Source organism: Frateuria terrea (genome assembly GCF_900115705.1).
In the GTDB taxonomy this organism is placed as follows: Bacteria; Pseudomonadota; Gammaproteobacteria; order Xanthomonadales; family Rhodanobacteraceae; genus Frateuria_A; species Frateuria_A terrea.
Window position 1 is genome coordinate 282,506 of the sequence record NZ_FOXL01000003.1, and the last position, 12,334, is coordinate 294,839.

Sequence of the window (12,334 nt, forward strand, 5' to 3'; positions counted from 1 at the left end):
GGGAACGGTATCAGTGGATCAGCAAGAGTCCGGCGGCGCCGAACAGGCAAACGAACAGAGCGAAACGGAACAGCGAGGGATGCCACAGGCGCCGGTACAGGCCGGCGCGGCCCAGCACCAGGTCGAGCGTCACCATCAGTGCAAGGCTGAGCAGGAACACCGGCAGCAGTCCTGGCACCAGCACCCCGTAGAACTCGATCTCAGGCGGCATGGGCGACCTCCGGCGTGGGCATGTAGGCGACCAGGGGCGATTCCTCGTCGCGCAGGGCGCTGCGCAACTGGTACAGGTGGCGCCGCACGGAAGCGCCGCGCGGGGTGGCGTGGATGGCGTCGAGCACGGCCGCATCGGCCACCTGCCAGCGCGTGGCGTCCGGAGCCCGATAGAGCGTGGCGACGACATCAAGCGCACGCGTCGCGGCAGCGCGCGCATCGGCAGGCAGCTCGCCGCCGCTCAGGTCCTGCCGCAACTCGATCACCGCGCGCCCGCTTTCCTGCACCGCCAGCGACCAGGCCAGCAGGTGGCGCGACTCGTCGCTGTCCGGACGCGTGTGCACCACGACTTGCTGCAGCAGGTCGCGGCTGACGCTCTCGAAGCGCCACGCCAGCCCTTCCAGCGGCGCGCTGGCCGCCAACGTGACCTGTGCGCGCAACAGCCGCAGCTGGCGCCGGCGTTGCCACTGCGTGCCAGTGACGCCGGGCAGCACCATGAAGGCCACGCCGGACAGGCCCAGTCCCGCCAGCTGCGCGATCATGTCGTTGAGGAAGTGGGTGGGGTCGTACACCATCGGGTTCTTCAGCGCGAGGATGTAGACGAAACCCAGCGTGTAGCCGGCGCCGACGCCCGGCAGCGTGTCGCGTGTGGTGAGGTACGGTCCGATCAGCAACAGGCCTGCGGTGGCGGCGATCAGCATGGCAAAGCCGTCGCTTCCCGGCAGCAGGAAGAACACCGCCACGAAGCCCGCGGCCATGCCGCCGGCATAGCCGTACAACGTGCGTGCGGCCGAGGCGATCGGGTTGGGCGAAGCGGCCAGCAGGCCGGCGAAGATCGTTGCCAGCAGCATCGCGCTGCCGCCGAAGGCCCAGCCGCTGGCCAGCCAGAACGCCGCGAGCACGATCATGGTGAGAAAGGTGCGCAGCACCGCGACCGCCGCGCCAGCCAGGTCGTTGCCGCGGCGGAAGTGCACGCGCTCGACGCTGCCGCGCAGGGTGTCGCTGCGCAGTGAGGCTTCCGCCGCAGTGAAATCCGACAGCTCGTCGGCGAAGCGCAGCACCAGCGCCGCGCCGGTATCGAATTCCAGCCTTGCCGCAGGCTCGTCGAACGGCTCGCGCAGGGCGGCGGCGTGCGCCGGCAGGGTCTGGGCGCAGGCACGCAGGCGCCGGGTCAGGATCGAAGGTTCATGCTGCTCCGGCGCAGGCACGGAAAGCGCCTGCCCGATCGGCCGGTACAGCGCGATGAGCGCCTGCGCTACCGCGTCGCGGCCCCGCTGCAGGCGGTTGATCAGGTGGTGCAACGACTGGAAGCTGGTCGCCGCGGCCATGTAGCGCTGGTTGAGCAGACGCATGCGGGCGCTGCGCGTGCGCACTTCCGGATCCTCGAAGATCACCGAGGCGCGCAGGTCCTCCAGGTGCACGGCGGCGCGCACGGACTCCAGGTGCGCCTGCTCCATCCGCACCCGCGGCAGCACGCCGCCGGTACTTTCCCGGACGAAGTCGATGAAGTGGGCGAACTGACTGCGCGCGCTCTGCCGCAGCACCACGCGCAGGCGCTGCGGCAACAGCAGATCGCTGAACACGGCCGCGACCAGGATGCCCAGCAGCACCTCGCTCACGCGCATCACCGCCGAGTCGAACACGTCGAGCGGATGGCCGATCGCCGGCAGCGCGACGATCGCCGCGGTGTAGCCGGCAAGCACGAAGCCATAGGCCATGAAGTTGCGGTACAGCGTGGCACCGCCGGCGCACAGCGCCAGCCACAGCGACAGGGTGAGGAAGAACAGCTCGCGCTGCTGCGGGAACAGCGCGATCAGCGCCAGCCCGAACAGGCTGCCGGCCAGCGTGCCGAGCGCGCGGTAGAAGCTCTTGGCCAGCACCATGCCGCTGTGCGGGTGCATCACCACCGCCACGGTGATCATTGCGGTCGAGGGCTGCTCGAGCTTCAGCCACATCGCCAGCCATGCCGTGGCGTACATCGCCAGCAGCGACTTGGCGACGAACAGCCAAGCGCGCGATTCCTCGGCGAGGAACGCGCCCAGCCAGGGCCAGCGCGTCGGCTTGGCGGTTGTGGTGGCGGACATGGTTGGAAGAGCCTTCAGCCGCGACGGTCGAATCCGTCGAGGAACTTCTTCAGCAGGCGCTCCAGCTCGGCCTGGTCGCGCGCGGCAAGCCCTTCGGTCTGCTCCTCCAGCAGGGCGCAGATCGAGGGCAGGAAGCGGTCGATCAGGGCGAGTCCCGTGGGTGTCAGGCTAAGGACCAGCTTGCGGCGATCGTCTTCGCTGGTGGCGCGCTCGATCAGCCCCTTCTCGCACAGCTCGTTGGTAAGCCGCGTGATGTTGGCCGCCTTCTCGCCCGAGCTCCGGGCCAGCCCGGAGGCACTCAGCCCATGCCCTTCAGTGCCGTAGAGCATCATCAGCAGGTTGTACTGCGGATGGTTGAGGCCGAAAGGCTTGAGCGCCGCGTTGGCATCGTCGTGGATGCGCTTGTGCAGGTGCTTGACCAGGCGCACGAGCACGGCCGGCCCGCGCGGGAACGCGGGATGGCGGCGGCGAGTGACGGCGAGGCGTCGTTCGGTGGGGAGAAAGCTGTTCATGGGCGTTTACTGCTTCGGCTATATTACATTTATGTACTAAACGACGCAATGGTCCTGTGCCCGCGGGCGCAGCGCCTTTTCCTTCCAGGGAGAGGGCGGGATGAGGGTCTGGCATCGCCGAGATGCCTGTTGGGGGTGGCGGCGTCTTTGTCGCTCGCGCGGGTTTTCCCGCCAGCCTGGGTGCTTGCGAAAAGCTTTTCGATCGCCTGTGGCGCTCGGAAGCCCGCCGCAGGCGAGCCACGCCGCGCAGAGGCCACGACCAGATGCAAAAAAGACCCGCACGGGAGCTTCCCGCGAGTCCCGGCTCATCCCGCCCCGGAGGGTGAGAGGGAGCCAAAGCGAAAGGCTGTAGCATTGCCGCCCATGAGCGAGCAGTCCAAAACCACCCATTTCGGTTTCCGCGACGTCCCGGTGGGCGACAAGCAGAAGCTGGTCGGCCAGGTATTCACCTCGGTCGCGCGCAGCTACGACCTGATGAACGACCTGATGTCGTTCGGCGTGCACCGGCTTTGGAAGCGCCACTTCGTGGCGATCAGTGGCGTGCGTCGGGGCGACCGCGTGCTCGATCTCGCCGGCGGCACCGGCGACATCGCCGCGCTGCTCAAGCCGGTGGTGGGCGACGAGGGCGAGGTAGTGGTGGGCGACATCAACGCCGCCATGCTCGGCGTGGGCCGCGACCGGATGACCGACCGCGGGCTGGTCGGCGGCCTGCGCTGGGCGCAATTGAACGCCGAGTGCCTGCCCTTCCCGGACAACAGCTTCGATGCGGTGACCATGGCCTTCGGCCTGCGCAACGTCACCGACAAGGACAAGGCACTGGCCGACATCTGCCGGGTGTTGAAGCCAGGCGGTCGCGCACTGGTGCTGGAATTCTCGCGCGTGCAGAGCGAGCTGTTCGGCAAGCTCTACGATTTCCACTCGTTCAAGGTGCTGCCCAAGCTCGGCCAGCTGTTCGCCGGCGACGCGGACAGCTACCAGTACCTGGCCGAGTCGATCCGCAAGCATCCGGACCAGCAGACGCTCAAGGGCATGATGGAAGCAGCCGGCTTCGGCCGCGTGGAAGTGCGCAACCTGACCAACGGCATCGTGGCCATCCACAAGGCCTGGAAGCTCTGATCCCGAGGCCAACCGGGTCGACCACGGCGCGCAGCTCGAACACCTGAAGGTGTTTTTCCGATGCCGTGTTCGCCATCACCATCACCCTGCTGGTGATCGAGGTACACGTGCCGCGGCTGGACACGCTCGACGACGCCGCATCCCTCGTCGCGCTGATGCACCTGATGCCCCGCTTCATGGGCTTCGTGCTGAGCTTCCTCACCATCAGCGCGCCTTGGGCGGCGCACCACCCGCTGCTGGCGCGCGCCAATGCCGCCGTCGCGCGCTGCATCGCCCCTCCGAAACAGCGCCGACGTGAGCGTGGTCCGGGCCAACGATCGAAACCACGGTGGGATAGTGCTCCCGCTCAGGCCGGCGCGCGCAGGTCCTCGCGCAGCGAACCCACGCGACGGGCGGTGTCTTCGCTGTCTTTCAGCCGCGCTGTCTCGGTCAGCGCGGCTGCGTACCAGCACTGCATGCCGGGCAGCTCGCGCAGGCGCTGCGCGTAGGCACGCGAGGCATCGTCCAGCGGCAGGTCGTAGCTCAGGATGCGCCAGGCGACCGGTGCAAAGAAGGCGTCCACCGCGCCGAATGCCGGTCCGGCCAGGAACGGGCCGCCGAAACGCGAAAGGCCTTCGTTCCACAGCTCCGCCAGGCGGGACAGATCACGCTGCAGGGCTGCATCGATGCCGTGCAGCGTGACCCGCACGCCGCAGTTCATCGGGCAGGTGCCGCGCAGCGCGGCGAAGCCAGCGTGCATCTCGGCCGCGGCGCAGCGCGCCCAGGCGCGCGCCCTTGCCTCGCCCGGCCACACGCCCGGGTGGCGCTCGGCCAGGTATTCGACGATGGCCAGCGAATCCCATACCACCGTGTCGCCGTCGCGCAGGCACGGCACCTTGCCGTTGGGCGCGAAGCTGCGGAAAGCGTCCCAGCTGGAGCCTTCCTGAAGCGCCACCAGGTGTTCGTGGAAAGGCAGGCCGCACTCGACCATCAGCAGCCAGGGCCGCAGCGACCAGGACGAATAGTTCTTGTTGCCGATGTAGAGCTCGTACATGGGTCGTTCCCTCAGGTGTCCAGGATCAGCAGGGTGCCGGCACTGCCTTCGCCGACCGCGTGCGCGGTGCCGGCCGGTACCAGGCAGAGTTCGCCGGCGCGCAGGCACAGGGTCGTGCCGGCGATGCGCAAGCGCAGTTCGCCTTCCATCACGATCAGTGCCTCGGCGTAGTCATGCACTTCTTCTGGCGCGGCCGTTCGGTCCATACGCGCCAGCTTGATTCGGGCAGCGCCCACGCGACCAAGCAGCCGCGACTGCCAGGCTGCGGGCAACTGCTGCGCCAAGGCGAGCAGCGCGACTACTTCAGCCGTGTCCACAGGGCTTCGCCTCCATCGCGGCGGCCCGGGCCGGTGCCGCGCGACGCCGTGCGTTGGCCAGCACCACGCCACCGACGGTCACCGCGCCGCCGACGAGGGTGAGCAGGCCCGGCCGTTCGCCCAGCCATACCCAGCCGATCAGCACCGCGATCGGCGGCGAAAAATAGATGAAGCTGGACACCTGCGAGGCCGAGCTGCGGTGGATCGCGATGTTCCAGGCGATGTAGCCGACGAAGGTCGGCGCCAGTCCCAGCCACAGCAGCGCGCCGATGCGCGGCCACGGCGCGGCAGCCAGCGCCTGCGGCAGGTGCACGGCGAACGGCAGCGCGCCGAGCGTGCCGGCAAAGAAGGTCAAAGCGGTGACGCCGAACACGCTCGAGCGCGCGAACAGCGGCTTCTGCCCCACGAAATAGATCGCCGAGGCGACCACGCTGACCAGTACCAGCGCCGCCATCGGCTCGAACTTCACCTGCTTGCCGCTGGCCAGCACCACCATCACCACGCCGACCAGCGCCACGCCCAGCCCGGCCAGCGTGCGCAGCGGCAGCCGCTCGCGCAGCCACACCGCGGACAGTGCCGCCGTGGCCGCCGGCACCAGCGAGATCAGGATCGCCGCGGTGCCGCTGGCGATGCGCGTTTCTGCGTAGTTGAGCGCCATGTGGTAGACGGTCAGGCCGGTCACGCCCAGCAGCGCCACCTGCAGCCAGTCGCGACGGGCCGGCAGCGCCGGGCGCTTTGCCAGCAGCCACAGCGCAAAGCACAGCGAACCGATCGCCAGTCGGGCGAACGCCACCTCGCCGGGCGTGAACGCCGGCAGGGCATAGGCGATCGCCGCATAGGCGCTCGACCAGGTGACCAGGGCGACGCCGATCAGGACCAGCGTCCGCCCGTCCAGGCGGGGGGTTTCCATGGGAATTTCCGGTGCGGGGAAGTGCGCATCCTAGTGGTGGCGCGCTCGCGCAGGAATGATGCAACCGGGCCAAAATGCCATGCTTCGCCACCGAACGAATCGGGAACCCCCGCCCATGGCCTTCGTATCGAAACCCGAACTGGACGTCCGCGACTGGCAACTGCTCGAAGCCCTGCAGCAGGATGCCCGCCAGGGTTATGCGGAGCTGGGCCGGCAGGTCGGCCTGTCGGCGCCGGCGGTGGCCGAGCGGGTCAAGCGGCTGGAGGAGGCTGGCGTGATCGCCGGCTACCGCGCAGTCATCGATCCGAAACGTCTCGGGTACAGCATCGACGCCATGGTGCGGCTGCGCTGCGACGGTGGCGTCTGTTCGCGCATCGGTGCGCTGGTGGCGGACGTACCCGAGGTGCTCGAGTGCCGTCGTCTCGCTGGCGAGGATTCGGCGCTGCTGCACGTGGTCGCGTTGTCGGTGGCGCATCTGGAGACGGTGCTCGACCGCCTGCTGAAGATCCATCCCAGCGTGAGCACCACCACGCTGGTGGTGCTGCAGACGCCGCACGCCAACCGCCCGCTGACGCGGGCGATGTGGCAGGCGGCGCATGCAACGGAAGGCTAGGCGCGCCGCCGTTCCCGCAGGGTGGCCGCGATCATGGACGCGGAACGAATCCCGGCATACTGCGCACTCTCCCGCTCTGCACGAAGACATGCGTATGTCCGATCTTTCGCTACCGCCCGATGGCGATGACCAGCCGGCCAATCCGCAACGCCGCCGCCTGCTCGGTGGCCTGGCCGCCGCCGGCGCGGGGCTGGCGCTCGGCGGCACCGGTGCCGAGGCCGTCGCTGGCGCCGGGCCGGCCGCCGCCGCACCCACGAAACTGGACGCCCTGCTGCGCGAGCGCATCCAGCGCGTGGTGGTGATCTACGCCGAGAACCGCAGCTTCAACAACCTGTTTGCCGACTTCCCGGGCATCGCCGAGCCGCTTTCGGCGCTCAGGCCCGAGCAGTACCGCCAGCGCGACCGCGACGGCTCGCTGCTGAGGATGCTGCCGCCGGTATGGCACGGTGTGGCACCGCACGAGCAGGTGGTCAACCATCGCAAGTACGTGGTGCGCCAGGAGGACCTGACCGGGCTGCCGAACGCGCCATGGGCCCTGCGCACCGGCGACGGCGAACCGCTGCCGCAGGGCGTAGTCACGCGCGACCTGTGGCACCGCTTCTACGAGAACCAGCGGCAGATCAACGGCGGCAGGAACGACGGCTTCGTCGCCTGGGGCGATTCGGGCGCGCTGGTGATGGGCTACTACGGCGACAACGCGGCGAATCTGCGGCTGTGGCAGCTGGCGCGCCAGTACACCCTTTGCGACCGCTTCTTCATGGGCGCCTTCGGCGGCTCGTTCCTCAACCACCAGTACCTGGTCGCCGCGCAGCCGCCGTACTACCCGCACGCGGACCAGAGCCCCGCGCGCTTCAACATCGCGCAGACGGTCAGCGGCAAGGCCACCGACATCCACTTGAAGATGGCGCACGACTCGCCCGCCAGCGCGATGCAGGGCAAGCCCGAGGCGCTGGCGCCCAGCTCGCTCACGCCGGATTTCTGGGCGGTCAACACGATGGGGCCGCCGTATTCGCCGGGCTTCTCCAAGGATCCGAATGATCCCAGGCATGCCGACCCCAACAGCGCCAACACGCTGGTGCCGCAGAAGCACGCCACGATCGGCGACGTGCTTTCCGAGGCGGGCGTCGACTGGGCCTGGTACGCCGGCGGCTGGAAGCTGGCGCTGGAGGGCAAGGGCGACGGCGACCAGGCCGATTTTCCGCAGCGGCCGAACTTCCAGCCGCACCACCAGCCGCTCAACTACTTCGCCGCCTACGCACCAGGCACCGCCGCGCGCGGGAAGCACCTGCGCGATGCCGGCGTCGGCGAGACCGCCGGGACCAACCACTTCCTCGCCGCGATCGCCACAAACACGCTGCCGACGGTCACGTTCTACAAGCCGCAGGGCGATCTCAACATGCACGCCGGCTATTCGGACGTCGATGCCGGCGACCGCCACATCATGGCCGTGGTGGAGGCCCTGCAGCAGTCGCCCGCCTGGCCGGGCCTGCTGGTGATCATCACAGTGGACGAGAACGGCGGCTGGTGGGACCACGTGGCGCCGCCCAGGGGCGACCGCTGGGGACCGGGCTCGCGCATCCCGGCGATCATCGTCTCGCCGCACGCAAGGAAGGGCCACGTCGACCACACGATCTACGACACCGGCTCGATCGCCCGCTTCCTGACCCGCCGCTTCGGCCTGCGCAAGCTGCCGGGACTGACCCTGCGCGAGGAATCCATGCGTGCCGCCGGCGGCCCGCCGCCGGGCGACCTCACCGCCGCGCTGGATTTCGAGGTGGGGTGAGGTCGGGCGGCGTCCTCGCTTTTTGAGAGAGAGAGAGACGAGGCACCAGGCTGTTGTCTGGCGGTGCCTTGAATGTGCAAGGCACCGCCCCCGCGGACCTCGCCGCGCGCCACGGCTCCTGACCTCAGTCTCGCCGGCGAGAAAGGGAAACTCGCCTCAGGACGCCTGGACGACTTCGCGCCGGCGATGTCTCGTGCGCCACGCACGCACCCGCGCCGACAGGCACGAGAAGATCACATACAGCGCCGGCGTGCTTAGCAGCGTCAGGCTCTGCGAGATCAGCAGGCCGCCGATCAGCGCGATACCCAGCGGCCGGCGCAGCTCCGAGCCTTCGCCCAGTCCGGTGGCGATCGGCACCGCGGCCAGGATGGCCACCATCGTGGTCATCATGATCGGCCGGAAGCGCACGATGCACGCCTCGCGCACCGCCTCGAGCGGACTCTTGCCGTGCTCGCGCTCGGCCACGAGCGCGAAGTCGATCATCATGATCGCGTTCTTCTTGACGATGCCGATCAACAGCACCAGCGCGATCTGCGACACCACCGACAGTTCGGTGCTGGTCAGCCACAACGCCAGCAGCGCGCCCACGCCCGCCGCCGGCAGCGTGGAGAGGATCGTCACCGGATGGATCAGGCTCTCGTAGAGCATGCCCAGCACGATGTAGACGGTGAGGATCGCCGCCAGGATCAGCCAGCCCATGCCGCTCTGGGTTTCCATGAAGCGGCGGAAGTCGCCGCCCACGTTGAGGCGGATGTCGCCGGGCATGCGCAGGCCCTCGACCGTGTGCTGGATGATCACCATCGCCTCGCCCATGCTCACGCCTTCGGCGAGGTTGAACGACAGGTCCATCGTCGTGTACTGGTCCTCGTGCGAGACCTCCGACGGCGCCAGCCCGGGTTCCTGGTGTGCCAGGGCGCCGAGCGGGATCATCTTGCCGCTGCTGGAGCGCACGTAGATGCGGTCGATCGCCGCCGGCGTGGCGGTCTGCGAAGGCAGCGCGTTGACGACCACCTTGTACTGGTTGATGTCCGAATAGATGGTCGAGACCTGGCGCTGGCCGAAGGCGTTGTACAGCGCTCCGTCGATGGTGCCGATCGAGACGCCCAGCCGTGCGGCCTTGTCGCGGTCGATCACCACGTTCTGGCGCAGCCCGGACTCGTCGACGTCGCTGCCGACGTCCTTCAGCTTGGGATTCTTCTTCAGCGCGTCGACCAGCCTGGGCAACCAGGTCTGCAGTTCGCCGAGATCATCGCCCTGCAGCGAGACCTGGTACTGCGCGCCCTGGTTGCCGCCCCCGCCGCTGGCGCTGGGCAGATCCTGGATCGCGCGCAGGCGCAGGTTGAGGTCCGGGTAGCGGTCGGCCTTGGCCGACAGCCGCGCAACCACGGCGAAGGTGTCGTCCTTGCGGCCTTCCGCGCGCGTCTTCAGTTCGATGTTGAAGGCACCGCTGGTGCCCTGCCGGCTGGTGCCCAGGCGCGAGCCGACGGCCTTGACGTCCGGGTCGGCCAGCAGCATTCGGGTCAAGCGCTCCTGCCGGTCGATCGCGTCCTGGAACGACACCGTCGCGCTGGAGGTGGCGCGGCCCCAGATCAGCCCGGTGTCCTGCGGCGGAAACAGGCCGGACTTGACCATGCCGAACAGGAAGAAGGTGGCGACGATCAGCACCAGCGGGGTGAGCGAGAGCGCCAGCGCGTGGCGCAATGCGAAATCCAGTGCGCGTGTATAGAACCTGAGCATGCCGGCGTGGAAGCGGTCCAGCGCACCACCCAGCCGCGACGGTCTGGCGCTGCCGAGCCCGCGCAGGAACAACCCGCACAGCGACGGCGTCAGCGTCAGCGAGATCAGCGCGGACATCGCGATCGCCGCCACCAGCGTCATCGTGAACTCGTGCATGAACATGCCGGTGATGCCCGGCGCGAACAGCAGCGGAATGAACACGGCGATCAGCGAGGCGGTGATCGACACCACGGTAAAGCCGATCTCGCGCGCGCCGGCCAGTGCCGCCGCCATTCGCGGCATGCCATCGTCGATGTGGCGGATCACGTTCTCGATCACCACGATGGCGTCGTCCACCACGAAGCCGATGGCGATCACCAGCGCCAGCAGCGTGAGGTTGTTGAGCGTGTAGCCGAGCACGTACATCACCACGAACGCGCCGGCCAGCGACAGTGGCACCGTGATGGCGGCGATCAGCGTGGGCGCCAACCGGCGCAGGAACAGCGCCATGGTCAGCACCACCATCGCCAGCGAGATCAGCAACGTCGCCTGCACCTCGTGCAACGAGGCGCGAATGGTCGGCGTGCCGTCGAAGTAGGGCGTCAGCGTGGTGCCGGGCGAGAGGTAGGCGCGCAGCGTCGGGACCTGGGCCTTGACCGCGTCGACGGTGGCGATGACGTTGGCGTCGGCCTTCTTGTAGACGTACATCAGCACCGCTGGCTTGCCCTCGAACCAGGCGGCCTGGAAGGCATCCTGCTGGCCGGCGTAGACGTGTGCCACGTCCGAGAGCCTTATCGGCACACCGTTGCGCACGGCGATTACCAGCTTGGCGAAGTCGTCGGCGGTGTGCAGCTGGTCGTTGGCGGTCACCGCCATGGTGGTCACGCCGTTGGACAGGAAGCCCTGTGGCGAGGTGACGTTGGCGGCGGTCAGCGCATTGCGCAGCTGGTCCGGCGACAGGTCCATCGCACTGAGCGCGTGCAGGTCCACGTCCACGCGGATCGCCGGCGTGGCCGCGCCGGCGATCTCCACCGAAGACACCCCGGGCAGCTGGCGCAGCCGCTGCGCGAGCAGCGAATCGGCCGCGTTGTAGAGCGTGGCGGCCGATTCGGTGTCCGAGGTCAACGCGAAGGCGATGACCGGGTCATCGTTGGGATTGGCCTTCTCGTAGCTGGGCGGACTGTTGAGTCCCGGCGGCAGGTCCGGCGCGGCGGCGTTGATCGCCGCCTGTACGTCGCGCGCCGCGGCATCCAGGTCGGTGCCGCCGCGGAACATGATGAAGACGAACGTGCTGCCCTCGGAACTGTGCGAGCGCATGGTGTCGATGCCGGGCACCTGGCCCAGGTGGCGCTCCAGCGGCGCGGCCACCGTCGAGGCCATGGTGCTGGCGTCGGCACCGGCCTCCTGCGCCTGCACGAAGATCACCGGGAACTGCATCTGCGGCAACGCCGCGACACCCAGCAGCGCGTAGCAGATCACCCCCGCGATGAACACGCCGATAGCCAGCAGAGAGGTGCCGATCGGACGACGGATGAATGGGCCGGAGATGTTCATGCAGCGGGGGACGACGGGGCAAAGGAAGGGAGGATACGCGGCATCGCCGTGCTAACGCGCATCGCGCCGATCGGTTGATCCGGATCGGGCGGGACAGCGCCAAAGTTTTCCTCGCCCTCACGAGGGCGACAGGCGCTCGGCCGCCGCGCGCGGGCGGGGCCGAAGCGCCCGCAAGAAGGACGAGCAAAGGCAACGCGCTCCCAGACTTCTGTGCGGACGTCGGCGTCGGCGAGTCCCGGCAGCCGCTTCTCGCCACGAGCCCATACGCCTCTCTTGCCTCAACTCCCGAGCGCCCGCGGTATAGCGACTGCGGCTCCTCTAAGAGCAAGCGACGCTCCCGGCAAGGCGAGGAGGCGCCTAGCTCTTATCCCTCACCGGGCTGAGCCAGGCCATTTCTTTGGTTACTTTCTTTGGGCCAGCAAAGAAAGTGACCCGAGCGCCGCAGGCGATCGGAAGCTCTTCGCGCCCGGCCAGGCCACGGGAAAA

General features: G+C 68.6%; 10 protein-coding genes and 1 pseudogene. 4 read left to right on the forward strand and 7 right to left on the reverse strand.

Features of this window, described 5'->3' with window-relative positions:
- Window positions 1–10: 10 nt before the first annotated feature.
- From BMZ38_RS05085 to BMZ38_RS05095, 3 genes are read right to left on the reverse strand one after another with little or no spacing between them, the layout of a single operon-like run.
- A complete protein-coding gene (locus BMZ38_RS05085) occupies window positions 11–211 on the reverse strand; it encodes a DUF1656 domain-containing protein (RefSeq protein ID WP_091334949.1) in 201 nt (66 codons plus the stop codon).
- Window positions 201–2,294 (reverse strand): FUSC family protein, encoded by a 2,094-nt coding sequence (locus BMZ38_RS05090; RefSeq protein ID WP_091334951.1) that lies wholly within the window; start codon window positions 2,292–2,294, stop codon window positions 201–203. The genes BMZ38_RS05085 and BMZ38_RS05090 overlap by 11 nt, the downstream gene beginning before the upstream one ends.
- A 14-nt stretch (window positions 2,295–2,308) precedes the next feature.
- Window positions 2,309–2,806: a MarR family winged helix-turn-helix transcriptional regulator gene (locus BMZ38_RS05095; RefSeq protein WP_091334953.1), complete on the reverse strand. Its 498-nt coding sequence runs from the start codon at window positions 2,804–2,806 to the stop codon at window positions 2,309–2,311.
- A 363-nt stretch (window positions 2,807–3,169) separates the two neighbouring features.
- Between BMZ38_RS05095 and ubiE the strand changes: the two genes are divergently transcribed.
- Window positions 3,170–3,922 carry a bifunctional demethylmenaquinone methyltransferase/2-methoxy-6-polyprenyl-1,4-benzoquinol methylase UbiE gene (ubiE, locus tag BMZ38_RS05100; protein WP_091334956.1) on the forward strand — a complete coding sequence of 251 codons (753 nt, stop codon included), beginning with the start codon at window positions 3,170–3,172 and terminating at the stop codon, window positions 3,920–3,922.
- Between the two features lie 65 nt (window positions 3,923–3,987).
- A pseudogene (locus BMZ38_RS18165) lies at window positions 3,988–4,167 on the forward strand (TMEM175 family protein); the annotation flags it as partial.
- Between the two features lie 101 nt (window positions 4,168–4,268).
- On the opposite strand, the gene BMZ38_RS05110 reads toward BMZ38_RS18165, so the two are convergent.
- Genes BMZ38_RS05110 through BMZ38_RS05120 form a run of 3 tightly spaced genes read right to left on the reverse strand, consistent with a single transcriptional unit; the run spans window position 4,269 to window position 6,182 of the window.
- Window positions 4,269–4,955: a glutathione S-transferase family protein gene (locus BMZ38_RS05110; RefSeq protein WP_091334961.1), complete on the reverse strand. Its 687-nt coding sequence runs from the start codon at window positions 4,953–4,955 to the stop codon at window positions 4,269–4,271.
- Between the two features lie 11 nt (window positions 4,956–4,966).
- Entirely contained in the window at window positions 4,967–5,272 is a 306-nt protein-coding gene (locus BMZ38_RS17930; RefSeq protein WP_245747186.1) for a cupin domain-containing protein, read from the reverse strand.
- Window positions 5,259–6,182, reverse strand: coding sequence for a DMT family transporter (locus tag BMZ38_RS05120; protein WP_091334964.1), 924 nt, complete (start codon window positions 6,180–6,182; stop codon window positions 5,259–5,261). Before BMZ38_RS05120 ends, BMZ38_RS17930 begins: the two co-directional genes overlap by 14 nt.
- Window positions 6,183–6,297: 115 nt before the next feature.
- On the opposite strand from BMZ38_RS05120, the gene BMZ38_RS05125 reads away from it, so the two are divergent.
- Together BMZ38_RS05125 and acpA are read left to right on the forward strand one after the other, a co-directional pair.
- The gene (locus BMZ38_RS05125; RefSeq protein ID WP_091334966.1) at window positions 6,298–6,795 is read left to right on the forward strand and encodes an Lrp/AsnC family transcriptional regulator; all 498 of its coding nucleotides are present in this window, start codon (window positions 6,298–6,300) and stop codon (window positions 6,793–6,795) included.
- A gap of 94 nt (window positions 6,796–6,889) precedes the next feature.
- Window positions 6,890–8,578: an acid phosphatase gene (gene acpA, locus BMZ38_RS05130; RefSeq protein WP_091334967.1), complete on the forward strand. Its 1,689-nt coding sequence runs from the start codon at window positions 6,890–6,892 to the stop codon at window positions 8,576–8,578.
- 156 nt (window positions 8,579–8,734) lie between these two features.
- On the opposite strand, the gene BMZ38_RS05135 is transcribed toward acpA, so the two are convergent.
- The gene (locus tag BMZ38_RS05135; protein WP_091334969.1) at window positions 8,735–11,848 is read right to left on the reverse strand and encodes an efflux RND transporter permease subunit; all 3,114 of its coding nucleotides are present in this window, start codon (window positions 11,846–11,848) and stop codon (window positions 8,735–8,737) included.
- Window positions 11,849–12,334 lie beyond the last annotated feature (486 nt).